Source organism: Rhodoplanes tepidamans (assembly GCF_030813915.1).
Classification (GTDB): domain Bacteria; phylum Pseudomonadota; class Alphaproteobacteria; order Rhizobiales; family Xanthobacteraceae; genus Rhodoplanes; species Rhodoplanes tepidamans.
The window spans coordinates 1-26,981 of the sequence record NZ_JAUSUJ010000012.1 but is presented as its reverse complement, the minus strand read 5'-3'; the positions used below and the strand labels follow the sequence as shown (position 1 = coordinate 26,981).

Below are 26,981 nucleotides of genomic sequence, written 5' to 3'. Positions count from 1 at the left end.
CCGTTCCGGCCCGCCCGCGAGGCCGATAATCCGGTTCGGCCAAGGTCTTCCGATCGTTCGGGCTTGGTTCGCATGCCGGATTCTTTCACATGAGCTGATCTCACCTATTGAGCTCTCTTATTCATTTGAGCGCAACGCTGCAAGCAAGCAAGCTTCCTCTCGCGCACGACCCCGACCCCCAATCGTCCGCTCTGGACCGCTTGGAATGGCACATGCCCGGACTGCGCTTTCCCATTGCCGGGACACCCCAATCCCCGACGCCCGCCGTCGCCCCGCGACCACGATCGCGGCGACCTGCGAGCGCGGCTTCTCCACATCGTCAACACGAGGAGTCCAGCCCATGGACCGACGCCCGCTTCCGATAGGACGAGGCGACAATCTGCTTCGCGATCTGAGCGTTCACGCCGACAACATCCGCCGCTACGCGCTGCGCATGGGCGAGGTGCAGGGGCAAGGCTACATCGGCCAGGCGCTCGGCATCGCCGACGTCCTGGCGGTCGCCTATTGCCACGCTCTGAAGCTGCGGCCGAGCGAGCCGGAATGGGAAGGGCGCGATCGCTTCCTCCTGTCACACGGCCACTACGGCATCGCCTTCTACGCCGCGTTGATCGAGGCCGGAATCATCCCCGAGAAGGAACTCGAGACCTACGGCTGCGACGGAAGCAGGCTGCCGATGTCCGGGATGGCGAGCTACACGCCCGGCATGGAGATCTCGGGCGGTTCGCTCGGCCAGGGTCTCGTCATCGCGGTCGGGATGGCGCTCGGGCTCCGGCAGAAGAACAATCCGGCCTTCGTCTACAACTCGATGTCGGACGGCGAGCTCGACGAGGGCTCGACCTGGGAGGCCGCGATGTCGGCCGCGCATCACGGCCTGTCGAACCTGATTGCGCTCGTCGACGTGAACCGTCAGCAGGCCGACGGCACCTCGGTGAACATCCTCGGCTTCGAGCCGCTGCACGAGAAGTTCGCGGCGTTCGGCTGGTTCGTCCAGCGCGTCGACGGCAACGATCTCTCCGCCGTGCTGGCCGCCTTCGACGCCGCGCGCGAGCACGCCGAGCCGCGGCCGCGCGTGATCATCTTCGACACCAAGATGGGCAAGGGCGTGCCGTTCCTGGAGGAGCGCGAGAAGAACCATTTCATCCGCGTCGACGCCGACGAATGGCAGAAGGCGATCGCGGTGCTGGACGCCAAGGGAGCGGTGCAATGAACGTCAACGTATCGACCGGCAAGCCTCGCCTCACCACCTCGGCCATGATCGCCTCGATCGCGGAGGCCGGGCAGCGCACCAAGGCGGCGCCGTTCGGCCACGCGCTGTGCAAGGTGGCCGAGGAACGCGCCGACATCGTCGGCATGACGGCCGACCTGTCGAAATACACCGATCTCCACATCTTCGCGCAGGCCCATCCGGAGCGCTTCTTCCAGATGGGCATGGCCGAGCAGCTCTTGATGGGCGCCGCCGGCGGCATGGCCAAGGAGGGCTTCGTGCCCTTCGCCACCACCTACGCCGTGTTCGCGTCGCGTCGCGCCTACGACTTCATCCATCAGGTGATCGCGGAGGAGCATCTCGACGTCAAGATCGCCTGCGCGCTCCCCGGCCTGACGACCGGCTACGGCCCGAGCCATCAGGCGACCGAGGACATCGCCATCATGCGGGGCATCCCCGGCATGACGATCGTCGATCCTTGCGACGCCCACGAAATCGAGCAGATCGTCCCGGCGATCGCCGCTCACAAGGGCCCGGTCTACATGCGGCTCCTGCGCGGCCAAGTGCCGCTGGTGCTCGACGAGTACGACTACGTATTCGAGCTCGGCAAGGCCAAGCTGATCCGCGACGGCCGCGACGTGCTGATCGTCTCGTCCGGCCTGATGACCATGCGGGCACTCGAGGTGGCGAAGGCGATGGCGGGCGGCGACGCCGACGTGGCCGTGCTGCACGTACCGACCATCAAGCCGCTCGACGAAAGGACCATCGTGCGGGAGGCCTCACGCGGCGGCCGGCTGGTGGTCGTGGCCGAGAACCACACCGTGGTCGGCGGCCTCGGCGAGGCGGTCGCCGGCGCGCTGCTGCGGGCCGGCCAGGCGCCGAAGTTCCGGCAGGTCGCACTCCCGGATGCGTTCCTGGCGGCCGGCGCCCTGCCGACCCTGCACGACCGCTACGGCATCTCGACCACCGCGATGGTCGCCTCGCTGAAGGCTTGGCTGGCCTGACGATCCGGTCGGCTGGCCGTGGGCCAGCCGACCCGCCCCTCGCCGTACCCCGTGTCTGCCGGGGCGCGGCCCTCTGCAAATGAACGATCGCAACGACGAGGACACTCGGCGGCGCCCTGGCGCACGCCGAGACGGGAAGGAGTACAGGAATGAAAGTCGTGTTCATCGGCACCGGCGCCATCGGTCTACCGATGGCAAAGCGGATCGCCGGCGGCGGCCACGCGGTCATCGGCGTCGACCCTTCTCCCGAGGCGCGCGCCAAGGCGAAGGCGGCGGGCATCGAGACCGTGAAGAGCTTCGCCGACACGGCCGGTGCCGACGTCGTCGTCGTGATGGTCGCGACCCCGGCGCAACTCGCCACCGTGGTCGACACCGCGCTGGCGGAAACCGGGGGGCGCAAATGGGTGGCGGCGTCGCCGTTCGCCTCCCCCGCCACGCGGGCGACCTGGATCGTCATGTCGACGGTCGGCCCGGCGTCCGTCCAGCGGGAGGGCGCCCGGCTGCAGGAGGCCGGGGCCGTGGTGATCGACGCGCCCGTCACCGGCGGCACCGCACGGGCCGCCACCGGCGAGCTGAAGATCTTCACGGCCGGCAAGGTCGCCGAGATCGCCGCGGTGCGGCCGGTGCTCGACACCATGGGCGAGGTGCGAGTGGTCGGTGACACGCTCGGCCAGGGCCAGAGCGTGAAGGTGGTCAATCAACACCTCTGCTCGGTCCATCTCGCCGCCGCCGGCGAGGCGCTGGCGCTCGCCGACAGCCTCGGCCTCGACAAAACGGCCGTGCTCGATCTCGTCAAGGGCGGTGCCGGCGGCTCGTGGATGCTGTCCGACCGCGGCCCGCGCATGCTGCTCGGCACCGATGCACCCGTCACCAGCACCATCTCGATCTTCGTCAAGGACAGCACCCTGGTCGCCGACGCGGCCGCCGCGTGCGGCGCCGCGGTGCCCCTGCTCGACGTCGCGAAATCGCGCTTCGCGGCCGCCTCGGCCGCCGGCCTCGCGGTGCGCGACGATAGCCGCGTGATCGAGACCTATCGCAAGCCCACGCCCTGAGGCCTCGGACGATCTCTCCAGCAGCCCGTCGGCGGCTTCGCCGACATCGGCGGCCCGCCGGCCACGCGGCTCCGCCGAACGCTCGGAAAGGACGAAACATGCAAGTCACTTCGTCGAACACGTCGCTCCCCCATCGCGACAATCCGATCAAGGTATCGGTCGCCTCGATGATCGGGTCGGCGGTGGAGAGCTACGACTTCTTCATTTACGGGACCGCGGCCGCAGCCTACTTCGGCAAGGTCTTCTTCGCCGCCGAGAGCGAGATCATCGGCGTGCTCGCCGCCTTCGCGACGCTCGCCGTGGGCTTCGTGATGCGGCCGCTCGGAGGTTATCTGGCCGGGCACTACGGCGACCGCATCGGCCGCAAGGCGGTGCTGTTCTGGTCGCTGCTGATCATGGGGCTCGCGACCATCGCGATCGGCGCACTGCCGACCTACGCGCAGGCCGGCGTCGTCGCGCCGATCCTGCTGATCCTGCTGCGCATGATCCAGGGCATCGGGTTCGGCGCCGAATGGGGCGGCGCGGTGCTGATGGCGTTCGAGCACGCACCCGAGGAGAAGCGCGGCTTCTACGGCGCCGTGCCGCAACTCGGTATCCCGTTGGGTCTCTTGCTGGCGAACGGGTCGTTCCTGCTCTCGGTCGCCGTGTTCGAGGGCGACTGGGTGTGGCGGGCGCCGTTCCTCGCCTCGTTTGTCATGGTGGCGATCGGCATGTTCATCCGGATGAGTATCGCGGAATCGCCGGACTTCGAGAACGTCAAGCGGCAGAATAAGCTCGTCAAGATGCCGGCCGTCGAGGTGATCCGCCGCGACTGGCGCCTTATCCTGCGCATCATGGGATTGCGGCTCGCCGAGACGGGCGGCTACTACGTGACGACGAGCTTCATGCTCTCCTACGTCACGCTCGCCCACGTCACCTCGACCCGCAATGTGCTGATCGGCACGCTGGTCGGCTCCGCCTTCGGGCTCGTCAGCCACCTGATCTACGGCGCCCTGAGCGACCGGATCGGCCGCAAGCCGGTGTTCATGCTGGGCGCGCTGTTCACCATCGCGTTCGGCATCCCGATGTTCATGATGATCAACACGGGCGCCGTAATCATGGTGATCACCGCGGTGTCGCTGTCGCTTCTGTTCTCGCACGACCCGATCTTCGCGGTCGAGTCGAGCTGGTTCTCGGAGCAGTTCCCGACGACGGTGCGCTCGTCCGGCATCTCGCTCGGCTACAACGGCACCTCGCTGATCGCCGGCTTCCTGCCGTTCATCGCGACCGCTATCTACGGCACGTTCGGCTGGATCGGCCCGGCCGTGATCTTCTCGTCGCTCGGCGTCGTCTCGGCGCTGTGCGGGCTCGCCACCCGGGAGACGGCCCCGGGCCGGCAGCAGCACAACGACGCGGTCCGAATGACCTATTCGGAGGCGTAGACCCGCCCGGTCGGACCTTGTCTTCGCCGACGAGGCATGCCGACAGACGCGGAAAGCCGGGGCCTCCCGGCTTTCTCGTTTTCGGGCGCGCCGCTGGCGCCCGGACGGCACCGGCCCACGAAAAGGGCCGCCTCGCGGCGGCCCTTTCCGAATTCTCCGATCCAGGCGAGCCCGGTCAGTTCCGGCTCTTGTCCACCATGGCGCGCTGCTTGATCCAGGGCATCATCTCGCGCAGCTTGGTGCCGACCTCCTCGATCGGGTGCTTGGCCATCTTTGCCCGCATCGCCTTGAACGAGGCCTGGTTGACCTTGTTCTCCAGCATCCAGTCCTTGACGAAGGCGCCGGACTGGATGTCCTTGAGCACCTTCTTCATCTCGGCCTTGGTCTCCGGCGTGACGAGGCGCGGGCCCGACTTGTACTCGCCGTACTCGGCCGTGTTGGAGATCGAGTAGTTCATGGTGGCGATGCCGCCCTCGTAGATGAGGTCGACGATCAGCTTCATCTCGTGCACGCACTCGAAATAGGCCATCTCGGGCGCGTAGCCGGCCTCGACCAGGGTCTCGAAGGCGGCCTTCATCAGCTCGACCACGCCGCCGCACAACACCGCCTGCTCGCCGAACAGGTCGGTCTCGCACTCCTCCTGGAAGGTCGTCTCGATGATGCCGGCGCGGCCGCCGCCGATCGCCGAGCCGTAGGAGAGGCCGATGTCGTGGGCGTTGCCCGAGGCGTCCTGGTGGATCGCCAGCAGGCACGGCACGCCGGCGCCGCGCTCGTACTCGGCCCGCACCGTGTGGCCGGGGCCCTTCGGCGCGATCATCAGGACGTCGATGTCCTTCTTGGGGTCGATCAGGTTGAAGTGGACGTTGAGGCCGTGCGCGAACATCAGCGCGGCGCCCTCGCGGATGTTGGCGGCGATCTCGGCGGCGTAGATGTCGGCCTGCAGCTCGTCCGGGGTCAGCATCATCATCACGTCGGCCCACTTGGCGGCCTCGGCGACCGACATGACCGGCAGGCCGGCAGCCTCGGCCTTCTTGGCGCTCGCCGAGCCGGGACGCAGCGCCACGGCGACGTTCTTGACGCCGGAGTCGCGCAGGTTGAGCGCGTGGGCGTGGCCCTGGCTGCCGAAGCCGACGATCGCGACCTTCTTGGTCTTGATCAGATTGAGGTCGGCGTCGCGATCGTAATAGACACGCATTGTGGTTCCCCTGCTCGGCGGATCGGGCCGCCCTTTTGTGTGGGTCCGGCAGGACCCGAGACCCGGGCTGCCGTGGTGGGTTTCTAGGAGGTACGCGGGGCCACGACAAGTCCGGCCGCGACGGATCAGCCTGTCCTTTACATCGGGCCGCCGACGTTTATGCCGACGAGTGCAGCCAGGCGCATGCGGACAGCCGACAGCGTCTCCGGAGGCACCCGTCCGATCGGCCGGAATCCCCGTACGCCCCTGTCCAGCATCCGGATTTGATCGACCAGGATCGCCCCCGACGCGGCAAGTCCGGGCGGGAGCAGGACCTTGCTCGGCCAGGGCTTCGTGTTCGACGTGATCGGGCACACGATCGCGGTGTCGTTGAGCCGATGAAAATCACGATCGGTGAGGACCACCGCGGGCCTGACGCCGCTTCGCTCGCGGCCGCGGGTCGGACGCAGATCCACCCATACCAGGTCCCCAGCCTGGAGTTGGGAGGAGTCCTCGGCTGTAATCGTCATCGATGATCTCGGCCCCCACGTCGGGTCCCCAATCCACGACATCCGGACGGTTCTCGGGACCCAGACGATCCATTTCGGCGATCATTTCCGCATAGAGCTGCTTCGAACTCTTCCAGGCGGGTCGCAGCCGCAGGGTGTTCCCCTCGACTTCGACCTCCAGCTCGGTCCCCGGCAGGAGCCCGGCGGCCTCGGCTGCCGCCTTCGGCAGCCGCACCCCGAGGCTGTTGCCCCATTTCGCGACCTTGACCTTCATGGCACCCTCTTCGGATACACAATGTATATCCGAGATGACCGGGCGTCCACCGCTCGCTGCGGCACCTTCACCTCTCCCCGCTGCGCGGGGAGAGGGAGGGCAGGCGACCTCACATCCCCTCGGGTCCGCGGGCGATCGCGACGATGCCGGTGCGCGACACCTCGACCAGGCCGAGCGGCAGCATCAGGCTGACGAACTGGTCGATCTTGTCGGCCGCGCCGGTGATCTCGAAGACGAAGCTCTCGACCGTGGCGTCGATCACCCGGGCCCGGAAGGCGTCGGCGAGGCGCAGCGCCTCGACCCGGTGATCCCCCTTGCCGCGCACCTTCACCATCGCGAGCTCGCGCTCGATCGCGCGGCCCGACACGGTCATGTCGACGACGCGGTGCACCGGCACCATGCGGTCGAGCTGGTTCTTGATCTGCTCGATCACCATCGGCGTGCCGCGCGTCACCACGGTGATGCGCGACAGGTGCCTCTGGTGCTCGGTCTCCGAGACGGTCAGGCTCTCGATGTTGTAGCCGCGGCCGGAGAACAGGCCGATGACGCGGGCCAGCACGCCCGGCTCGTTGTCGACGATGACGGCGAGCGTGTGGGTCTCGATCGCCTGCGCCACGTGGGCGGACGGATAGTGCGACGTGCTCCCGGAACTCGAGTGCGGCGTGATCGCGTTCATGATTGGAAAATCCCTGCCCCGAATGTCGATCGCCCCTCCCCGGCGGCGGAGAGGGGCCTGTGTCCCGCGGTCGTCAGACCAGCATCTTGCCTTCCTCGGTGATCGCCTCGTCGAGGTTCTCGGCGGCGTCGCCTAGCAGCATCTCGTTGTGGGCACGGCCCGAGGGGATCATCGGGAAGCAGTTCTCGGACGGATCGACGACGCAGTCGAACAGCACCGGCTTGTCCACCGCGATCATCTCCTTGATCGCCGCGTCGAGATCGCCGGGCTTCTCGCAGCGGATGCCGACGCCGTGATACGCCTCGGCGAGCTTGACGAAGTCCGGCAGCGCCTCCGAGTAGCTCTGCGAGTAGCGGCCGCCGTGCAGGAGCTCCTGCCATTGGCGCACCATGCCCATGTAGTGGTTGTTCAGGATGAAGATCTTGATCGGCAGCCGGTACTGCGCCGCGGTCGACATCTCCTGCATGGTCATCAGCACCGAGGCCTCGCCGGCGATGTCGACGACGAGCGCGTCCGGATGGGCGAGCTGCACGCCGACCGCGGCCGGCAGGCCGTAGCCCATGGTGCCGAGGCCGCCCGAGGTCATCCAGCGATTCGGCTCCTCGAAGCCGTAGAACTGGGCGGCCCACATCTGGTGCTGGCCGACCTCGGTCGTGATGTAGGTGTCGCGGTCCTTGGTCAGCTCGTAGAGCCGCTGGATCGCGTATTGCGGCTTGATCACCTCGTTGGACGGCTTGTAGGCGAGGCTCTTGCGGGCCCGCCACTGGTCGATCTTCTTCCACCACGCCTTGTGCGCGGCGGCGTGCCCGTCGCCGGGCTGCGCCGTCCACAGCCGCAGCATCTCCTCCAGCACCTCGGTGCAGTCGCCGATGATCGGCACGTCGACCTTGACGTTCTTGTTGATCGACGACGGGTCGATGTCGACATGGATCTTGCGCGAGCCCGGCGAGAAGGCGTCGAGCCGGCCGGTGATGCGGTCGTCGAAGCGCGCCCCGATGCAGATCATCAGGTCGCACTCGTGCATCGTCAGGTTGGCCTCGTAGGTGCCGTGCATGCCGAGCATGCCGAGCCACTGCGGATCGGAGGCCGGATAGGCGCCGAGCCCCATCAGGGTCGAGGTGATCGGGAAGCCGGTGGTGCGGACGAGCTGACGCAGCAGCTCGGTCGCCTTGCGGCCCGAATTGATCACGCCGCCGCCCGTGTAGAACACCGGCCGCCGGGCGTTGCGCATCAGCGCCACCGCCTCCTCCACGCGGCGCGGATCGGCCTTCGGCTTCGGCGCGTAGCCGCGATGCGCGAAGGCCTTCGGCCGCGAGTAGGTGCCGGTGGCGAACTGCACGTCCTTCGGCACGTCGATGACCACCGGGCCGGGCCGGCCCGTGGATGCGATGTGGAACGCCTCGTGCAGCACCCGGGGCAGCTCCTCGATGCTCTTCACCAGGGTGTTGTACTTGGTGCAGGGCCGGGTGATGCCGACCGTGTCGCACTCCTGGAAGGCGTCGTTGCCGATCAGGTGGGTCGGCACCTGTCCGGTGATGCAGACGATCGGGATCGAGTCCATCAGCGCGTCGGCGAGGCCGGTGACGGCATTGGTGGCGCCGGGGCCCGAAGTGACCAGCACGCAGCCGACCTTGCCGGTCGAGCGGGCATAGCCCTCGGCGGCGTGCACGGCGCCCTGCTCGTGGCGCACGAGCACGTGCCGGACCTGCTCCTGGTGGAACAACGCGTCGTAGATCGGCAGCACCGCGCCGCCCGGATAGCCGAAGATGTGCTCGACCCCCTGGTCGATCAGCGCCTGGATGATCATCTCGGCGCCCGTCATCTCCTTGGTCATGGCTTTCTCCGCCTGCTGTCTCGTCTCGGCCTAGGGCCGGTCTTTCGGGAGGACTTGTGGTCAGGAATGAAAAAAGGGCCGCCAGGGCCCCTTGTGCAGCACGCCACCCCGGGCAGGATCGTTCAGGACGATCCCCGGATGGCGCGCCGGCCTACGATGAGAAGCGAAATAATATTGCGCATGGTGCATGTCTTCGCATCAAAAGTTGCCGGCCTTATAGAGGAGCCCCGATTCGGGGTCAAGGACGTAACAGCGCAAATCCGCCGTTCGAATGACGGACTCGCGAGCACCGCGGAGCGACACGCCCGCACCGGCCAGCTCCGCGGATCGTGACCGGCCGTGAAGGCCGTCAGCGGCCGTCGGGTCTCGTCTCCGCGACCGTGCATCGTTAGCTTCCGGCCGCCACCGAGGTTCCGCATGCCCTTTCTACGTGAACGCAACGGCCGCTGGTCGTTTCCGAAGATCGTCGCCTTCGTGGCCGTCGTCCTGCCCGCTCTGTGGCTCGCCTGGCTCTCCGCGACCGGCGGCCTGGGCCCGCGGCCGCTCAACGAGGCGATCCACCAGACCGGCTCCTGGGCGGTGCGGTTCCTCCTGCTGTCGCTGGCCGTGACGCCGGCCCGGCGGGTTCTCGGCGTCCCGCGGCTGATCCTGACGCGGCGGACCATCGGGGTCGCCGCCTTCGCCTGGGCGGCCCTGCACCTGACGCTCTACGGCTTCGACCAGAAGCTCGACCTCGCGAAGATCGCGAGCGAGATCGTGCTGCGCGTCTACCTGACCATCGGCTTCGTCGCCCTGGTCGGGCTCGCCGCGCTCGCCGTCACCTCGACCGACGGCATGGTGCGGCGGCTGGGCGGGCCGCGCTGGCAGGCCCTGCACCGCCTCGCCTATCCGATCGCGATGCTGGCGATCCTGCACTTCCTCATGCAGACCAAGCTCGACGTCACGGAGTCGATCATGATGGCCGGCTTTCTGGCCTGGCTGCTGCTCTATCGGCTGGCCTACCGGTTCCTCGGCGATCTCCGGCCGCTGAAGCTCGCCGCGCTCGCGCTCGTCGCCGCGGCCGCGACCGCGCTCGGCGAGGCGGCCTGGTACGGGGTCACCACCGGCGTCGACCCGACCCTGGTGCTGGCCGCCAATCTCGATGTCTCCTTCGGCCTGCGCCCGGCCGCCTGGGTTCTCACGACGGGCCTGGCGATCGCTGTCCTGGCGGCACTCCGCGCGGTCATCCCGCTCGGCCGGACGACGCGCGGCGCAGCACCTCGTGGAGGGCCTGTTCCGGCGCGAGCCACGGCCAGTCCGGGAGCTGGTGGCGGAACCAGGTGAACTGCCGCTTGGCGTAGTGGCGGGTGTCGGCCTGGCCTTTGTCCACCCCCGCCTGGCGCGACATCGTCCCTGCGAGATGGGCCAGCAGGCCGGGTACGCCATGGGCCCGCATGGCGGGCAGCAGCGGGTCGAGTCCCCTCGCCCCGAGCGCCTGCACCTCCTCCAGTGCCCCGTCCTCCAGCATGCGCAGGAAGCGCGCATCGATGCGGGCATAGAGCGCGGCGCGATCGGGGGCCAGGAACGCCGTGACCACGCGGGCCGGATCGAGCAGCGGCGGATCGGTCTCGGCGTGCCAGGCGGTCAGGGGCCGGCCGGTCGCCAGCAGCACCTCGAGGGCGCGTGCGACACGCAGCCTGTCGCGCGGCTCCAGGCGCGCCGCCTCGCCGGCGTCCCGGCGGGCGAGCTCGGCGTGCAGCCCCTCCGGCCCGAGCCGGTCGAGCTGTTCGCGGACCGCGTCGCGGATCTCACCGGGCACCGGCGGCACCCGCGACAGGCCTTGCGTCAGGGCCTTGAAATAGAGCCCGGTGCCGCCACAGACGATCGGCAGCCGCCCCTGCCCCCGGGCCGCGGCGAGCGCGGTGCGCGCATCGGCGAGCCAGTGCCCGACCGAGTAGTTCACGGCGGCATCGACATGCCCGTAGAGCCGATGCGGCATCCGCGCCTCCTCGTCGGGCGTCGGCCGCGCCGTGATGATGCGGAGATCGCGATAGACCTGCATCGAGTCGGCGTTGATCACGACGCCGTCGAGGGCCTCCGCCAGGGCGAGCGCCAGGGCGGATTTTCCGCTCGCGGTCGGCCCGGCGATCAGGATGGCGTCGATGGCGGACATGGCTGTGCGGTCAGGACGGCTCGGAACCGGCGGGATCGGCGGCCGGTCCCCTTACCACACGGCGCACGGGGCTGCTGCCGGGCGTCATCCTGCCGCCGCACGCCCGGGCGAGCCTTTGGCCGCACCGCGGCATGTCGGCGCGGCCGGAACGGGGCGTGCCGTCCCCGGGTTGAGGTCGGGCCGCCGCGACTCGGGCCGCGGCGACCATGCGAGACGCCTGGAGACCATTCATGAGCCCCCGCCTTCTCCCGACGACCGGTGCGCTGGCCGTGCTCCTTGCCGCCACGACGGCGACGATTTCGCCCGCCTGCGCGCAATCCTCGGCCGGACCGGAGCGCCGGGTCGACAGCCGCTCGGGCCCGCTGATCGTGCGCACCGTGGCGGGCGGGCTGGTGCATCCCTGGGGGCTCGCCGTGCTGCCCGACGGCCGCATGCTGGTGACCGAGCGGCCCGGCCGGCTGCGCATGGTCGCCCGCGACGGCATGCTGTCGCCGCCCCTGAAGGGCGTTCCCGAGGTGTTCGCGCAGGGCCAGGGCGGCCTGCACGACGTCGCGCTCGATCCCGGATTCGCGCAGAACCGCGTCGTCTACATCACCTATGCGGAGCCGGGTGACGGCGGCGCCGGCGCCGCCGTGGCGCGGGCGCGGCTCGCCGACGGGGCCCTCGAGGACCTGACCGTGATCTTCCGCCAGCTGCCGAAGGTCTCCGGCGGCAACCATTTCGGGTCGCGCATCGCCTTCCGGCGCGACGGGACCCTGTTCGTGACGCTCGGCGAGCGCTTCAAGTTCGATCCCGCCCAGGACCTCGGCACCCATCTCGGCAAGGTGGTGCGCATCCGCCCCGACGGGTCGGCGCCGGACGACAACCCCTTCGTGAACCGAAAGGGTGCTCGGCCCGAGATCTGGTCCTACGGCCACCGCAACCCGCTCGGCGGCGTCATTCATCCCGAGACGGGTGCCCTGTGGACGACCGAGATGGGGCCGCGCGGCGGCGACGAGCTCAACATACCGCAGGCGGGCAAGAACTACGGCTGGCCGCTGGTGAGCTGGGGCAGCCATTACGACGGCAAGCCGATCCCGGAGCCGACGACCCGGCCGGACCTCGCCGACGCGATCCGCCACTGGACGCCGGTGATCTCGCCCTCCGGAATGACCTTCTACACGGGCGACCGCATTCCCGGCTGGCGCGGCAGCCTGCTGATCAGCGGCCTGTCCTCGCGCGGACTGGTGCGGCTGACGCTCGACGGCGACAAGGTCACGGGCGAGGAGCGCATCCTGCTCGGCACCCGAATCCGCAACGTCCGCCAGGGCGTCGACGGCGACGTGCTGGCGACCACCGACGAGCCGGACGGGCGCATCCTGCGGCTGACGCCAGCGGAGTGAGCCGGCGGCAGCGCTGTCGTGCCGCATCATCACGCGATGGGAATGCATGAGATTTTCATGCGTCGGCCGGCGTCGAACGCGCGCAAGTCCACAATAAACAGGAGGTACTCCGGAACAGGTCCGCGCGTCGCGGATTGAATCTCTCGACTGCAAAAACAGTCATGAGAATCGGGAATAATGAGAGATAAAGAAATGGGAATGCCGGAAGTCTGACGTCACCGTCGATGGAGACCACGATGGACCAGCATGCGCCTCTCGAGCATTCCGTCGAGACCGTCCCACCCCCGATCGTGCTGGCGCCCGAGGAGGCGCCGTCCAGCGTTCCCGGACAGACCGAGCCGATGTCGGACGCATCCGCCATCGGACAATGGGTCCCCACCCCGACGCGCCGTGCGGCCTCCGGCCGGCAGGTCGACCTGCCGGACACGCCCGGCGGCATCGACGCGGCCCTCGGGCTCACGGCCCGCGCCGGCGCCGACCTCTTCGGCCAGAACGCCGCGATGGCGCAACGCCTGCTCGCGGCCGGCGCCGAGATGACGACGCACATGAACGCCTGCGCGCGCGCTCATTTCGACCTCGTCGCGCGGTCGAATGCCGAGCTGATGGCCGTCGCGATGCGGGCCTCGAACGACTGGTCGGCCTGGACGCGCCGCTACGTGGAGTACATCGCCGGCGACCGCATGACCGCCTTCCTGCGTCATCGCACGCCCCAGCACCTCGCCCTGTTCCAGGCGGAAGCATTCAATACGGGCGTCGAGACGATGCTGGGCTGGGCGCGGGTCGCCGCGGAGCGAGCCGCGGCGGAAACCCGCGCCGCCGCGACGCGCGCCGGGACCGATCGAACCGCCGCCTGACGGCTTCGACCGGGCGATCGCCCGACAGCGTCAGCCGGCGTCCCGCGCCAGCCGCTCCAGCCCCGCGGCGGTGGCGACCGTCGGTGTCCAGCCGAGGCCGGCCAGCGCCGCGGCGTCGACGACCAGCGGCTCGGCGAGCCGCCGGAACGTCTCGGTCCTGCCGGCCGCGGCGAAGCCGGCGCGCAGCAGCGGCACCGGGATCGGCACGAGCCCGGGCGGCCGGCCGAGGCCGCGGCGCATCGCCGCGATCATGGCCGCGACTCCGAGCACGTCGCGGTCGGCGACCACGAAGGCGCGCCGCAGCGGCGCCGGATGCGCCAGCACGGTCGCGACCGCGCCGGCGAGGTTCTCCAGGGCGAGGAGCGAGCGGCCGGCCACCAGGGATCCGAACGGCAGCGGCCAGGACGAGCGGGAGAGCCGCAGGAGTTCGGCGACATTGCCGCGGCAGCCGGGTCCGTAGACCAGGGCCGGACGCAATGCCACCCAGTCGAGATCGAGCGCCGCGAGTCCCCGCTCGGCCGCGAGCTTGGAGCGGCCGTACTCGGACTCCGGCGCCTCCGGGCTCGCCTCGGTGAGGACGCCGGCGACGGTCGGGCCCGCCTGGGCCCGGATCGACGACAGGAAGACGAAGCGCTTCACGCCGGCGCGCTGCGCCGCCCGGGCCAGCGCCACCGTCGCCTCGGTGTTCATGGCGCGGTAGTCGTCAGCGGGCGTCCCGGTGAGGCCCGGGGTCAGCGCCGCCGAATGGACGATGGCGTCGACGCCCTCCAGCGCCGCCGCCATGTTCTGCGGCCGCGCGATGTCGCCGATCACGGCGCCGGTCGCCTCCGCCGGCAGCGCGGCCGGCCGCCGCAGCAGCGCCCGCACCCGAAAGCCCTGCGCCGGCAGCGCCTGCAGAAGGTGCCGGCCGATGAACCCGGTCGCGCCCGTCAGGGCGATCAGCGGCGCCATGCCCCCTCCCGTGCGTCCAGGAGACCGACGGTAGGGCGGCGTGGTGCACTTTCTGTGGCGGACCGAAACGCCTCTCCTCGTCGGCAAGTGCCGCCGCCGTGTAGAACCTTCCCATGCGCCTGCCTCTGCATCCCCACCGCGACACCCCCTGCCCCGCCGTGACCGGCCTCGCGGTCGAACTGGTGCGCCCGGCCGCCGACCGCATCGCGCTGACCTTCGAGGTCACGGGCGACATCGCCGCGATCCGCTGGCCGGCGCCGGCCGCCGCGGTCCGCACCGACGGCCTGTGGCGGCACACCTGCTTCGAGGCGTTTCTTCGCCCCGAACCGGGAGAGGGCTATGTCGAATTCAACCTCTCGCCTTCGACCGCCTGGGCCGCCTACCGGTTCGATCGCTATCGCAGTGGAATGCGCGCCGTGGAGCCGATTGCCACGCCGGAGATCGCGCTGGCGGCCGCCGGCGACCGCGCCGTCCTGACCGCAACGCTCGCATTCAAGGGCCTGACCGATCTCCCTCTGCACGCGCCCTGGCGCCTCGCCCTGTCGGCCGTGATCGAGGACCGGCAGGGCGGCCTGTCCTACTGGGCGCTGGTGCATCCCGCCGGAAAGCCGGACTTCCACCACGCGGACGGCTTTGCGGCCACCCTGCCGCCCTGTACAGCATGACGCCGCGCCGAACCGGGACGGGACATGCGGGGACTTTCATGAGATTCGGACTCGACCGCCTCCTCGCCGAGCCCACGCTGCGCGCCCCGCTCGCCGGCCGGCGCGTCGGGCTGCTCGCCCATCCGGCCTCGGTCACCGCGGATCTGACGCATGCGCTGGACGCGCTCGCCACCCTCGGCGACGTAACGCTGACGGCCGCCTTCGGGCCTCAGCACGGACTGCGCGGCGACAAGCAGGACAACATGGTCGAATCGCCGGACTTTTCCGACCCGGTGCACGGCATCCCGGTGTTCAGCCTGTACGGCGAAGTCCGCCGGCCGACCGACGCCATGATGGACAGGTTCGACGTGCTGCTGGTCGACCTGCAGGACCTCGGCTGCCGCATCTACACCTTCGTCACGACGCTGCGTTACGTGCTGGAGGCCGCAGCCCGCCACGGCAAGGCCGTGTGGGTGCTCGACCGCCCGAACCCGGTCGGCCGGCCGATCGAAGGCCTGACCCTGCGCCCCGGACAGGAGAGCTTCGTGGGCGCCGGAGCGATGCCGATGCGTCACGGCCTGACGCTCGGCGAGCTCGGCCGCTGGTTCGTCGCGACCCTGAAGCTCGACGTCGACTATCGGGTGATCGCCATGGACGGCTGGCAGCCCGACGCGGCTCCGGGCTTCGGCTGGCCGCTCGGCGAGCGGGCGTGGGTCAATCCCAGCCCCAACGCGCCCAACCTCGCCATGGCACGCGCCTATGCCGGCACCGTCATGCTGGAGGGCACGACCCTCTCCGAAGGGCGCGGCACCACCCGGCCGCTGGAGCTGTTCGGCGCGCCCGACATCGATGCGCGGGCCGTGATGGCCGAGATGCGGGTGCTCGCGCCGCACTGGCTCGGGGGCTGCACGCTGCGCGAGATCTGGTTCGAGCCGACCTTCCACAAGCATGCCGGAACGCTCTGCCACGGCGTGCAGATCCACGCCGAGGCCCCGGTCTACGACCACGCCGCGTTCCGGCCATGGCGCCTGCAGGCGCTGGCCTTCAAGGCCGTCCGCCGGCTCCGGCCCGACTACCCGCTGTGGCGGGACTTTCCTTACGAATACGAGCTGGAGCGGCTCGCCATCGACGTCATCAACGGTGGGCCGGCGCTGCGCGACTGGGTGGACGATCCGGCGGCGAGGCCCCCCGACCTCGACATGCTGACGCACCCCGACGAGGCGGCCTGGGCCGAGGAACGCCGGCCCTACCTCCTTTATTGACCCTGGGCTCGGGCGGACGGGACGGCGGGGCGCAGCATCGCGAAGAATCCCTTCCGCCGGCCGCGCGAGGTGCTAAACCGGCTCCGAAAAATCGACCCCCGTCGGAGTGTTCCCGTGCCCCTGGTTCAACCCTTCCGTGCCCTCCGTCCCGCGCCGGGACGCGCCGCCGAGGTCCTGGCACCGCCCTACGACGTGCTGTCGAGCGACGAGGCGCGCGCCCGCGCGGCCGGCAAGCCGTGGAGCTTCCTGCACATCTCCAAGCCCGAGATCGACCTGGATCCGGGCATCGACCCCTACGCTCCGGCCGTCTACGCCAAGGCGCGCGAGAACCTCGACCGCATGGTCGCCGACGGCGTGCTGATCCGCGACGACGTGCCGAGCTACTACGCCTACCGGCTGACCTGGCGCGACCGTGTGCAGACCGGCCTCGCCGTCGCGGCCTCGGTCGCCGACTACGACACCAACCGCATCCGCAAGCACGAGCTGACCACGCCCGCCAAGGAGGACGACCGCGTCCGCCAGATCGAGGCCGTGAACGCCCAGACCGGGCCCGTGATGCTCGCCTACCGGGACGCGCCCGGCCTCGACGCGCTGCTCGCCCAGGTCACCGGGACGGAGCGGGCCGTGGACGTGACGGCCGACGACGGCGTCCGCCACGAGATGTGGGTGGTGGACGGCCCCGAGACGGTGTCGCAGCTCACCCGCATGATCGACGCCCTGCCCAACCTCTACATCGCCGACGGCCACCACCGCTCGGCGGCCGCCTCGCGGGTCGCCGCGGCGCGCGGTGGTCCGGGCTCTCACAGCCAGTTCCTGGCCGTGATGTTCCCCGACCGCCAGATGACGATCCTCGATTACAATCGGTTGATGAAGGACCTGAACGGCCATACGCCGGCCTCGCTGCTCGCCGCGCTCGGCGAGCGCTTCGAGGTGACGCTGGCGGACGGCCCGGTGCGTCCGGCGGCGGCGAACGCGTTCGGCCTGTTCGTCGACGGCGCCTGGTACGCGCTCGCGCTGCATCCGGAGCTCGTGCCGACGGACGATCCGGTCGGCCGCCTGCCGATCACGCTGCTGACGAAGAACGCCATCGAGCCGCTGTTCGGCATCACCGACCAGCGCCGCGACAAGCGCATCGATTTCGTCGGCGGCGGCCGCGGCGTCGAGGAACTGGCGCGCCGGGTGCTCGCCGGCGACGCCGCCGCAGCGTTCTCGCTCTACCCGACCCAGATGGTCGACCTGATGGCGGTCGCCGACGCCGGCGAGATCATGCCCCCCAAGTCGACCTGGTTCGAGCCCAAGCTGGCCGACGGCATGGTCAGCCACGTGCTGGACTGAGGGACGGGGCTGCTGCGTTCATGACCCACGTCGCCACCCTGATCGTCGATCCGCAGACGCCCGCTCTCGATGCCGCGACGGCAGCGCTGGCGCGCACCGCCCTGCCGTCGCCCGGCCTGCCCGACTGGCTGGCGCCCGGCGTGGCGGTCGATCTGCCGTTCACCCCGCGCGGGGCGCTCGACGAGCGGGCGCTGGCCGAGCGGCTGCGCGGCCTGCTGGCGCCGCGGCCCGTGGACGTCGTCGTGCAGCCCGTCACTGACCGCCGCAAGAAGCTGCTCCTCGCCGACATGGACTCGACCATGATCGGCCAGGAATGCATCGACGAGATCGCCGACATGATCGGCCGCAAGGCCCACATCGCCGCCATCACGGAGCGGGCGATGCGAGGCGAGATCGCCTTCGAGCCGGCGCTGGTCGAGCGCGTCGCGCTGCTGGCGGGCCTGCCCGTGAGCCTGATCGACGAGGTCATCGAGACGCGGATCACCATCAATCCCGGCGCCCGCGCCCTGGTGCGCACGATGGCGGCGAACGGCGCCCGCACCTGCCTCGTCTCCGGCGGCTTCACCCTGTTCACGGCGCGGGTCGCGGCGACGATCGGCTTCGCCGAGCATGTCGGCAATGCGCTCGAGATCGGGCCCGACAAGCGCCTGACCGGCCGCGTGCTGCCGCCGCTGATCGGCCGCGAGGCCAAGCGCACCACCCTGCACGACCGCCGCGAGGCGCTGGGCCTCGCCCAGCACGACACCATGGTGGTCGGCGACGGCGCCAACGACCTCGCCATGATCGACGAGGCGGGCCTCGGCGTCGCCTACCGGGCCAAGCCGGCCGTCGCCGCGGCGGCCGACGCCCGCATCGACCACGCCGACCTCACCGCGCTCCTCTATGCGCAGGGCTATCGGACGAGCGAGTTCGTGGACGCGTGAGACCGGTTCCGGCGCGCCCCGGAACGACCGAAACTCACTGGATCGCCGAACGCATGTCCTGGCCGCTGCCGCGGTCGGTGCCGGAGAGCGTGCTGGGGAACTCGAAGAACTTGCGCAGCACGCCGGGGGCGACGGCGGAGATCGGGTTCACCCGCAGCACCGGGGCGCCGGGCGTGCCGACCACCTCGTAGGTGACGCCGAGCAGGCCCTCCTTGTCGCCGCCGCCGAGGAACAGGCCGACGATCGGGATCTGGCCGAAGGCGTTGTTGAGCCCGTAGAGCGGCACGAAGGTGCCGCGCATGCGCACCTCGTTGGAGGCGTAGTCGATGGCGCCTTCGAGCGTCGCGCCGACCATCGGGCCGCGCACCACGCCGTCGCGGATCATCAGCTTGCCGGCGGATTTCGAGAACTCCACCCGCATGCGCGAGAACTCGACGCCCGGATTCTGCGCACCCGGCGCGCCCGAGGCGGCGACCCGGTCGAGCGAGGCCTCGCCGCGGACCCAGAAGTCGCGCACGTTGAGCAGGCCTTCCTTTGGCTTGCGGTCGGCGCTCGGGGGGTCCATGGCGACCCACATCTGGCCGCCATACATGCGGGCATAGGTGTCGGTGAAGCGGAACAGGGCGCCGGCATCCTTGCTCTCGACATAGATCACCTGGCCGCCGCCGACGCGGCCGCGCAGGTCGCCGATCAGGGCGGCGTCGCCGCCGATCTTGGCGGCGAGGCTGAACGCGTCGAGCTTGCCGGCGCGACGCACGAATTTGAGATCGACGGCGCGCAGTGCCTCGCCGTTGAACCCGGCGAGCGCTCCGATCTTGGCGTCGAGGTCGACGTCGGGCTGGGCCGCCTGCTTCTTGTGATCGGTGCCCGAGCCGCCCATCACCGACTTCACCAGATTGCGTCCGTCGTAGACATCGCCCCGGATCGTCACCTTCATGATGCCGTCGGGGCCGCGCTCCGCCTTGAGGCTCGCCTTGTCGCCGTCGGACAGGCCGAACACCGGGAAGGAGGCGGCCAGGAACTCGCCGTTGCCGTCGAGTTCGATGCCCCCCTTCACGGCGGCGCCGGAGCCGTCGATGCTCACGTCATCGAACCGCGCCGCCTTGCCACGTCCCACATAGGTGAACACCGTCCTGGCCGGCTTGCCGGCGGGCTTCACCCAGCTCGGCAGCAGGTTGTCGATGCGGGCGTGGGTCAGGTCGGACTCGACCAGCAGGCGGTTGTCCTGGTCGGGCTGGCTCGCCAGCCGCCCCGACATCTTGATCGGGATCGGGCCCGAGACGGCGGCGCCGAGGTCGAAGCCGAGCTTGGCGCGCGCGGCGTCGTCCATCGTGGCGGTCAGCCGCAGCTCGGCGTCCTCGTCGCCCTTCGCCTTCCGGTACTCGATGGCGGCCGGGACGCCGCCGACCCTGACGTCGCCTTTCACCTGCCAGCCCTGCTGGGTGGCGGCGACCTTGAGCGTCTGTGCCTCGAGCTTCTGCGACAGCGCGAACTTGTCGACGGCGAAGTTGGTCACGTCGGCGGCGATCGAATAGGCGAACGCGCCGGGCGGCGGATCGGATTCGATGCGGGTCGCGACTGTCACCTGGGCGCTGACCGTGCCGCGGCAGTTGTTCGGATCGAGCGGCGCCCCGGTGCTCTCGCGGATGCGGTCGAGCGACAGGAACTCGGCCGCCGCCGGCGCCGGGCCGTCGACCCGGGCCCGCACCTTGGCGGGCGGCTTCGGCCCGTGCGAATCCGGCACCTCGAACAGGCCGTTGGTCACGGTCATGCGACGCCCCGACGGCAGCTCGGCGACGCCGCGCCCGAGCGCCACGGCGATCTGGCGGCCGCGCACCCGCATCACGAGATCGGAGTCGCGGATCGGCGGCAGCGCCTCCATCAGCTTCACCTGGGTGCCGTTGGAGACGATCTCGATCGAGAGACCGTCATCGGGCACCGGCGGGCCTCCGGCCCGCAGCGTCGAGAGCGGCGCGTTGGTGGCGATCTCGATGCGGTCGAGCATGCCGCCCGCCATGTTGTCCATCACCCATTCGCGCACCGGCGGGTTCACGAAGGGCGGCCAGATGCGCTTGAACGAGGTCGCGGACATGTGCCGCGCGGCCATGCCGACGACGAGGCGCGGATCGCCGCCGGCGAGATCGACGAAGCCCGACATGGCGATGTTGACGTCGCCGCCGCCCGCCTCGCCGTGCTGGATGTCGAGCCGGCGCGTCGCGGGATCGAAGCGGCCGCGCAGGAGCACGCGGTTGATCAGCAGCGGGTTTTCGCCCTGGGCCGACGAACCGAGCACGACGCTGCCGCCGCGCAGGCCGAGTTGCCAGGGCTGGCCCGCCTCGGTCGGCGGCTCCGCCTGGCCGATCAGAGTCATCCGGGTGGTACCGGAGACGAGCTGGAACGGCGTGACGATCAGGCCGCGGGCGGCATCCCATTCGAGGCTCGCCTCGAAGCGGTCGACGGTGACGCGATTGAGGGCGTCGCCGACCTCGCCGACCATGCCGGGGCCCATCAGCAGGCGGCCGCTGGCGAAGCTCGGGGTGCCGTCGGGGGCGATCTCGGCCCGCAGGCTCGCCGAGATCGGCAGGTCGGACTCGACGCCCTCGTCGAGCCGCATCGCCATCAGGATGTCGCGCGCCGACACCTTGCGGGCCTCGACCCGCACCGCGCGCGAGCCCTGCGGGGTGGTCTTCACGGCGCCGACCACGACCCAGGGCCGCTCCGGGTCCTGCGAGCCGAGCGTCACCGACAGCTCGCCCGGCTGCGGCCGGGTCATGCTGAGATGGATGTTCTCGAAGCGTGACTGGCGGCCACTGCGCTGATCGTCGACGACGAGATTGCCGCTCTTCAGGCCGACCTCGGTGAGGTCGCCGCCGTCGAGGCCGAGCCTGCCGAGACTGTCGACCCAGGCGAGCAGGGCCGAGAAGTTCTCGGCGGCGCTGCGGGCCGGTTCGGAAGCGCCGTTCGCGTCCGGAACCGGCTCGGTCTTCAGCGGCACCGGGGTCGAGCCGGCCGCGGCGAGCACCGGCGAGGTCGCGATCGGCCGCTTGTCGGCGCCGGCGAACACCGTGACCTTGCCGTCGGTCTCGACGCGGAGCGCGATCTCGGCGCCGACCAGGTTGATGCTCTCGGCGCGCGGGCGGCCGGACAGCAGGGTCCCGGCCGTGAAGCCGGCCTCCGCCTTGGGCGCCGTGGCGACGACGGCGCCGTCGCTGTCCTTCACGACGACGTCGCGCACCCGCACCGCCATGCGGCGGTTCTCGTCGAGCTCGATCACCGTGCCGCCGACCTCGACGGCGTAGCGGTTGCCGAGATTCTCGGCGATCGCCGCGGTCAGCCACGGGGTCGCGATGTCGAGCGGGATCGGCCCCATCGACAGGCGCCACCACAGCCCGCCGCCGACGAACGCCACCAGCAGGACCGGAACCCCGGTTGCGAGCAGGCAGACCCGGGTGGCGCGCAGGCCGAGGGCGTGGACGAGTGCCTGCCGCGCATGCCAGCCGGCGCCGCGCAGGTCGAGAGCGGCGAGGCGCCGGAGCGCTGCGTTCGCCGAGGTCGAGGCGCCCGCGCCGAAGGCGGCGCAGCCGGCGACGAGTCGACCACCGATGTGCCGCCGGCCCGACCGGCAGATCGGCGCGGCGCCCGGGTCGGTCCGCGGCGTCGCTGCAGACGTCTCGTTGGATGCAGAATCAGCGGAGGCGGAGGACGGATCGGTGGGCGTATCGGACTGGTCGCGACAAGCTCGGGCGCGCGCCGCCTCCGCACATTTGTGCAGATGCAGGCTCGCCTCCAGGCTGCGCAAGGCAGCGAGTTTCGGACTCAGCGTCTTGTCCGCCATGCGTTCTGGACGGCCCCGTTCCCTACCCGCACAATGCCCCTTGCACGCTCCGGCCCGGCGGGCGCGACGCCCGACACATCGGTCGTTCGGTCAGGGACTTATTCCCGATAACCCCGGCCTTTAAAGAGCGCTGCGAAAGCGTCGAAAGGAAGGCACATGTCGTTGAAACTGCGCGAAGGAGATCCCGCCCCCGACTTCCGGCTGCCGCGCGACGGCGGCGGCGAGGTGTCGCTCTCCGATTTCGCCGGCCGCAAGCTGGTGTTGTACTTCTACCCCAAGGCCGACACCCCCGGCTGCACCCGCGAGGCACAGGCCTTCTCGGCCGCCAAGGCGGCCTTCGCCAAGGCGAAGACCGACATTCTCGGCGTGTCGGCCGATCCGCCGAAGAAGCAGGACGGCTTCGTGAAGAAGCACGGGCTGACCATCCCGCTCGCCTCCGACGAAACCCATGCGATGCTCGAGGCGTACGGGGTGTGGGGCGAGAAGTCCATGTACGGCAAAACCTTCATGGGAATCACCCGGACCACCTTCCTGATCGGCCCGGACGGCCGGATCGCAAAAATCTGGCCCTCCGTGAAGGTGGATGGCCATGCCGATGACGTGCTGGCCGCCGCCAAGGCGATCTAGCCCGGGCGAGGTCCCACGGCGCGTCCCGGCCGGAGTTGCCACGGCGGGGAAAAATGCCGCGATATGGCCGTGATTCGTTTGGGAAATCTTTACCATGCAGTGATGACATTCACGTCTCGTCAGGACCGGACCACCGGCCCCGCAGGGAGCGTGAATGTCGCATCGGCCCCACCAGGATCTCGGTCATCATGACCGGCCGATGCACGACCGTGCCGAGCGGTCCTGGGAGCCACCCCGGCGCGCCCCCCAGGCGACCGCTCCGGCGACGACACCGCGGCACACCGAGCAGGCTCATCGCCACGCCGACTACGTGCCGCGGGCCGCCGAGCACGCGCCCCGGCACGCCGAGCCGTCGGCCCGGCACGCCGAGGCCTATGCAGAGCTCATCGCCGCTCATCGCGCGCACCGTCACGGCCAGACGGCCGGATACGACCCTGGACACGGCCATCCGGTCGCGGCCGACGACCGTCGCCGTCTCGCCGAGGAACCGGCCCGGCCGCAGCCGATCCGCCCGGCACCGGCCCCGCGGCCGGCGGCCCCTGCTACATCCGGCCGCCCCGCACCGGCCGCCGCCGCGCCGAAACGGCGCCCTTTCACGTTCGGCTACGGAGCCCGCCAGGTCCGGATCGGCCCGGTCGCCTTCTGGACCGTGGTCGGTACCCTGGTGATCATGGCCGGCTGGTCGGTCGTGACGGCCACCTATTTCGCCTTCCACGACGACGTCATCACCCGGATGATCGCCCGGCAGGCCGAGATCGAAGCCGCCTACGAGGACCGCATCGCCGAGATGCGCTCGCAGGTCGACCGGGTGACGACCCGCCAGCTCCTCGACCAGGAGCAGTTCGAGCAGAAGCTCGAGCAGGTGATCCGCCGCCAGAGTGCGCTCGAGAGCCGCGCCTCGGCGCTCGGCAGCATCGGCGGAGCGGGCGCCGCCGCCCCCGACGTCACCGGCGCGATCCGGGCGCCGGGCCGCAACGCCCCGCCCGAGCCGGCGACGCCCAAGGCCTCGCCGATCAGCGACACCGTGATCTTCAAGACGCCGCCGGATCGCCAGGCGCGGCTCGAGTCGCGCCAGCCACCGAGCGCGATGGCGGCGGCGAGCCGTAACATCCTGCCCGGCATCGAAGGCAAGATCGCGCGCCTGCACGGCGCGCTCGACCGTCTCGAGGGCCGGCAGACCGCCTCGCTCGCGTCGCTGGAAGAGACCTACGAAAGCAAGGCGAAGCGCATCCGCGCCGTGCTGGCCGATCTCGGGCTGGAGCGCACGGCGCCGCCCGAGAAGAACGTCGGCGGCCCCTTCGTGCCCTACCGGCTCGCCTCCGTGCAGCCGGTATTCGAGCGCCAGGTCCAGCGTGTGCGCCTCGCCCGCGAGCAGGCCGAGCGCCTGAGCAGGACGCTGGTGACGATCCCGATCCGCAAGCCGGTCGCCGGCAATGTCGACTTCAGCTCGACGTTCGGGGTGCGGCTCGATCCGTTCCTCGGCCGGCCCGCCATGCACACCGGCCTCGACTTCCGCGGCAGCGTCGGCGAGCCGATCCGGGCGACCGCCAACGGCACGGTCACCACGGCCGGCTGGAGCGGCGGCTACGGCAAGCTGGTCGAGATCGACCACGGTCACGGCCTTTCGACCCGCTACGGCCACATGTCGGAAATCCTGGTGCGCCAGGGCCAGAGCGTGAAGATCGGCCAGGTGATCGGCCGCATCGGCTCCACCGGCCGCTCGACCGGCCCGCACCTGCACTACGAGACCCGCGTCTCCGGCGACGCCGTCGATCCCCAGAAGTTCCTCCGCGCCGGCCTGCGCATGGGCGCGCTCTGACAGACCCGGCTCGGCCGGCGCCCACCTCAGCCGGCGCATGCCTCACATCGTCCCGCCCCGCCCGGCCGCCACCATGGCGCCCTCCATCAGCGCGATGCGGCGGTCCACGCGGCGGGCGATGTCGAGGTCGTGGGTGACGGCGATCACGGTCTTGCCGCGCGCGCAGTCGCAGAGAATCTCGAACACCTGCTCGCTCGTCGGCGAGCACCAGCGGTGGGTCGTTGGCGAGCGCGCGGGGACGGCGACACGCTGGCGCTGACCGCCGGCGAGCTGGTCGGGCCGGCATGGTCGGCGAGCCCGAGGGCGCCGGCAGATCGAGCCCGTAGGGTGGGTCGAGCGCAAGCGAAAACCCGTCGATCGGAAGCGGCAGTCTCGGAGCGGGCCCCCACTATGGTCTCCTCTTGCCGAGCTCGCGGGCCAAGCTCACAAACGCCTTGAGGGCGGCCGACGCGTTGCGCCGGCCCGGATAGTAGAGGCACAGATCGCCGAGCGGCGGCGTCCAATCGTCGAGCACGCGTGTGAGGCGACCGGCCGCGATGTCGTCGCGCACGTTCTGCTCCAGGAACAAGCCGACGCCGATACCGTCCAGAACCGCCTCGCGTGCGAGACTGGCTTCGTCCAAGGTGATCGCGCCGGTCACGTCGATCTGGGCCGTTTCGCCGCGCTTCTCGAAATGCCACCTGAACAGCGCCCCGTTCGGCAGACGGATGCGAATGCATCGGTGCCGGAGGAGATCCGTCGGCGTGCGAGGCTTTCCATGCTGCTTGAAGTAGCGCGGGGTGGCGACGACGGCGTAGCGTTGCGGCCGGCCCAGCGGGACCGCGATCATGTCGGCGGGCACGAGGTCCGCGCGGCGCAGGCCCAGATCGAAGCCTTCGGCGACGATGTCGACCAACCGGCCTTCGGCCACCAGATCGACATGCACCTCGGGATGGCGGCGCAGGAATTCGAGAAACAGCGGCGACATGACGTCTCGCGCGCCCGCAGCGAATGCATTGATGCGCAATGTCCCGGACGGCGTCGCTTGCTGTGACCGAACGGCGTCCATGGCGCCGTGAATGTCCTGCAGGGCCGGGCTCACCTGTTCGACGAAGGTGCGGCCCGCATCGGTCAGAGACACACTGCGCGTCGTTCTGTTGAACAGGCGCACGCCGAGCTTCGCCTCGAGCTTCGCCACGGCATTGCTCAGCGCCGTCGTGGACATGCCGAGCGCCAGAGCCGCGCCCCGAAACGAACCCTCACGGGCGATGGCGATGACGGCGTCTAAATCGCCGAGAGCGGGCCGATACACCCCATTTATCCCGTAATTCGTGATGGCGCATCCTAGTTTATCCCTCTTTCGGGGATCTCTGTCCACGCTTAGATCGGCGGGCGAAGACGCACTCAACCCGGAGACGGTCGTGAAGCTACCAGCCCCCCTCCAAACCTACTTCGACGCGGACAAGGCCGCCGGCACCGCGGCTCCCACGAGCGCATTCGCGCCCCACGCCGTCGTCAGGGACGAAGGCAGGACGCATGTGGGTCCCGATGCCATCGCGGCCTGGTGGCGCGCCGCAAAGGCGCAGTACGGCCACACGGCAGAGCCCTGCGAGATCCGGCAGGAGCGCGGCCTCACCATCGTCCGCGCCAGCGTGACCGGGCGGTTTCCGGGCAGCCCCGCTCTCCTCACCTTCGCTTTCCGGCTCGAGGACGGGAAGATCGCGGCGCTGGAGATCGGCGCGTGAGCGTCTCCAACGGCCGTTGGAGCAGTTTTCGGCTGCGACGAATCGCCCCCACGTCCGTTGGTTACGGCGAAGGCGGGGAACCGAGGGCGGCGTGACGTGTGGCCCAGGATTCCCGCTTGCGCGGGAATGAGCGGACGTGGGCCGAGATCAGCGGAAACGGCTCTCGCCGTCGTCACGACCCCGGACGTCGACCCCACGAGCCGACTTCGACCCACAAGGAGCAGACCATAATCACCCCCATCCGCAACACGATCGTCGCGGCGGCCGCGGCCGCCGCTGTCGGCGGCTCCGCGCAGGCCGAGCCCCGCACCCGCATCCCGGACGA

At 70.3% G+C, this 26,981-nt stretch carries 23 protein-coding genes and 1 pseudogene; 14 read left to right on the top strand and 10 right to left on the bottom strand.

Going from position 1 to position 26,981, the window contains the following annotated elements; all coding sequences use genetic code 11:
* Window positions 1-340 precede the first annotated feature (340 nt).
* The 4 genes from J2S22_RS15180 (at window position 341) to J2S22_RS15165 (ending at window position 4,681) form a co-directional block, all read left to right on the top strand.
* Window positions 341-1,207 carry a transketolase gene (locus J2S22_RS15180; protein WP_272775507.1) on the top strand — a complete coding sequence of 289 codons (867 nt, stop codon included), beginning with the start codon at window positions 341-343 and terminating at the stop codon, window positions 1,205-1,207.
* Complete coding sequence (locus tag J2S22_RS15175) at window positions 1,204-2,208, top strand: transketolase family protein (protein ID WP_272775506.1); 1,005 nt, start codon at window positions 1,204-1,206, stop codon at window positions 2,206-2,208. Before J2S22_RS15180 ends, J2S22_RS15175 begins: the two co-directional genes overlap by 4 nt.
* Window positions 2,209-2,357: 149 nt before the next feature.
* Window positions 2,358-3,260 carry an NAD(P)-dependent oxidoreductase gene (locus J2S22_RS15170; RefSeq protein WP_272775505.1) on the top strand — a complete coding sequence of 301 codons (903 nt, stop codon included), beginning with the start codon at window positions 2,358-2,360 and terminating at the stop codon, window positions 3,258-3,260.
* 98 nt (window positions 3,261-3,358) lie between these two features.
* Window positions 3,359-4,681, top strand: coding sequence for an MFS transporter (locus tag J2S22_RS15165; protein ID WP_272775504.1), 1,323 nt, complete (start codon window positions 3,359-3,361; stop codon window positions 4,679-4,681).
* A 175-nt stretch (window positions 4,682-4,856) separates the two neighbouring features.
* On the opposite strand, the gene ilvC is transcribed toward J2S22_RS15165, so the two are convergent.
* From ilvC to J2S22_RS15140, 5 genes and pseudogenes are all read right to left on the bottom strand, one after another.
* On the bottom strand, window positions 4,857-5,876 hold the full coding sequence (ilvC, locus tag J2S22_RS15160) for a ketol-acid reductoisomerase (protein WP_272775503.1): 1,020 nt from the start codon (window positions 5,874-5,876) through the stop codon (window positions 4,857-4,859).
* Window positions 5,877-6,013: 137 nt separating this feature from the next.
* Window positions 6,014-6,331, bottom strand: a complete 318-nt coding sequence (locus J2S22_RS15155; RefSeq protein WP_272775502.1) for a type II toxin-antitoxin system PemK/MazF family toxin — start codon at window positions 6,329-6,331, stop codon at window positions 6,014-6,016.
* Entirely contained in the window at window positions 6,261-6,638 is a 378-nt protein-coding gene (locus tag J2S22_RS15150) for an AbrB/MazE/SpoVT family DNA-binding domain-containing protein (RefSeq protein ID WP_272775501.1), read from the bottom strand. Before J2S22_RS15150 ends, J2S22_RS15155 begins: the two co-directional genes overlap by 71 nt.
* Window positions 6,639-6,747: 109 nt before the next feature.
* A complete protein-coding gene (ilvN, locus tag J2S22_RS15145; RefSeq protein ID WP_272775500.1) occupies window positions 6,748-7,314 on the bottom strand; it encodes an acetolactate synthase small subunit in 567 nt (188 codons plus the stop codon).
* Between the two features lie 73 nt (window positions 7,315-7,387).
* Window positions 7,388-9,151 (bottom strand): annotated as a pseudogene (locus J2S22_RS15140) (acetolactate synthase 3 large subunit); the annotation flags it as partial.
* A 414-nt stretch (window positions 9,152-9,565) separates the two neighbouring features.
* Here J2S22_RS15140 and msrQ point away from each other — a divergent pair.
* Window positions 9,566-10,471, top strand: a complete 906-nt coding sequence (gene msrQ / locus J2S22_RS15135; RefSeq protein WP_272775499.1) for a protein-methionine-sulfoxide reductase heme-binding subunit MsrQ — start codon at window positions 9,566-9,568, stop codon at window positions 10,469-10,471.
* On the opposite strand, the gene miaA is transcribed toward msrQ, so the two are convergent.
* Window positions 10,371-11,300 carry a tRNA (adenosine(37)-N6)-dimethylallyltransferase MiaA gene (miaA, locus tag J2S22_RS15130; RefSeq protein WP_272775498.1) on the bottom strand — a complete coding sequence of 310 codons (930 nt, stop codon included), beginning with the start codon at window positions 11,298-11,300 and terminating at the stop codon, window positions 10,371-10,373. The two genes, msrQ and miaA, sit on opposite strands and share 101 nt — an antisense overlap.
* A gap of 230 nt (window positions 11,301-11,530) precedes the next feature.
* On the opposite strand from miaA, the gene J2S22_RS15125 reads away from it, so the two are divergent.
* Window positions 11,531-12,682 carry a PQQ-dependent sugar dehydrogenase gene (locus J2S22_RS15125; protein ID WP_272775497.1) on the top strand — a complete coding sequence of 384 codons (1,152 nt, stop codon included), beginning with the start codon at window positions 11,531-11,533 and terminating at the stop codon, window positions 12,680-12,682.
* Window positions 12,683-12,918: 236 nt separating this feature from the next.
* Complete coding sequence (locus J2S22_RS15120; protein ID WP_272840296.1) at window positions 12,919-13,536, top strand: hypothetical protein; 618 nt, start codon at window positions 12,919-12,921, stop codon at window positions 13,534-13,536.
* Window positions 13,537-13,566: 30 nt separating this feature from the next.
* Here J2S22_RS15120 and J2S22_RS15115 read toward each other — a convergent pair whose 3' ends face one another.
* Window positions 13,567-14,487: an NAD-dependent epimerase/dehydratase family protein gene (locus J2S22_RS15115; RefSeq protein WP_272775495.1), complete on the bottom strand. Its 921-nt coding sequence runs from the start codon at window positions 14,485-14,487 to the stop codon at window positions 13,567-13,569.
* A 158-nt stretch (window positions 14,488-14,645) separates the two neighbouring features.
* On the opposite strand from J2S22_RS15115, the gene J2S22_RS15110 reads away from it, so the two are divergent.
* From J2S22_RS15110 to serB, 4 genes are all read left to right on the top strand, one after another.
* Window positions 14,646-15,152: a DOMON-like domain-containing protein gene (locus tag J2S22_RS15110; protein ID WP_272775494.1), complete on the top strand. Its 507-nt coding sequence runs from the start codon at window positions 14,646-14,648 to the stop codon at window positions 15,150-15,152.
* 38 nt (window positions 15,153-15,190) lie between these two features.
* Window positions 15,191-16,393 (top strand): exo-beta-N-acetylmuramidase NamZ family protein, encoded by a 1,203-nt coding sequence (locus tag J2S22_RS15105; protein ID WP_272775493.1) that lies wholly within the window; start codon window positions 15,191-15,193, stop codon window positions 16,391-16,393.
* A 114-nt stretch (window positions 16,394-16,507) separates the two neighbouring features.
* Window positions 16,508-17,728 (top strand): DUF1015 domain-containing protein, encoded by a 1,221-nt coding sequence (locus J2S22_RS15100; RefSeq protein ID WP_272775492.1) that lies wholly within the window; start codon window positions 16,508-16,510, stop codon window positions 17,726-17,728.
* Between the two features lie 20 nt (window positions 17,729-17,748).
* Window positions 17,749-18,651, top strand: coding sequence for a phosphoserine phosphatase SerB (gene serB, locus J2S22_RS15095; protein WP_272775491.1), 903 nt, complete (start codon window positions 17,749-17,751; stop codon window positions 18,649-18,651).
* A gap of 34 nt (window positions 18,652-18,685) precedes the next feature.
* Here serB and J2S22_RS15090 read toward each other — a convergent pair whose 3' ends face one another.
* Entirely contained in the window at window positions 18,686-22,486 is a 3,801-nt protein-coding gene (locus J2S22_RS15090; protein WP_272775490.1) for a YhdP family protein, read from the bottom strand.
* Between the two features lie 156 nt (window positions 22,487-22,642).
* Here J2S22_RS15090 and bcp point away from each other — a divergent pair, with 156 nt between their 5' ends.
* Window positions 22,643-23,113, top strand: a complete 471-nt coding sequence (bcp, locus tag J2S22_RS15085) for a thioredoxin-dependent thiol peroxidase (protein ID WP_307155844.1) — start codon at window positions 22,643-22,645, stop codon at window positions 23,111-23,113.
* Between the two features lie 385 nt (window positions 23,114-23,498).
* Window positions 23,499-24,932 (top strand): peptidoglycan DD-metalloendopeptidase family protein, encoded by a 1,434-nt coding sequence (locus J2S22_RS15080; protein ID WP_370878214.1) that lies wholly within the window; start codon window positions 23,499-23,501, stop codon window positions 24,930-24,932.
* Between the two features lie 42 nt (window positions 24,933-24,974).
* On the opposite strand, the gene J2S22_RS30915 is transcribed toward J2S22_RS15080, so the two are convergent.
* Together J2S22_RS30915 and J2S22_RS15070 are read right to left on the bottom strand one after the other, a co-directional pair.
* Window positions 24,975-25,118 (bottom strand): hypothetical protein, encoded by a 144-nt coding sequence (locus tag J2S22_RS30915; protein WP_370878212.1) that lies wholly within the window; start codon window positions 25,116-25,118, stop codon window positions 24,975-24,977.
* A 202-nt stretch (window positions 25,119-25,320) separates the two neighbouring features.
* Complete coding sequence (locus J2S22_RS15070) at window positions 25,321-26,223, bottom strand: LysR family transcriptional regulator (protein ID WP_272775489.1); 903 nt, start codon at window positions 26,221-26,223, stop codon at window positions 25,321-25,323.
* A 109-nt stretch (window positions 26,224-26,332) separates the two neighbouring features.
* Between J2S22_RS15070 and J2S22_RS15065 the strand changes: the two genes are divergently transcribed.
* On the top strand, window positions 26,333-26,656 hold the full coding sequence (locus J2S22_RS15065) for a nuclear transport factor 2 family protein (RefSeq protein ID WP_272775488.1): 324 nt from the start codon (window positions 26,333-26,335) through the stop codon (window positions 26,654-26,656).
* The last annotated feature ends 325 nt before the right edge of the window (window positions 26,657-26,981 follow it).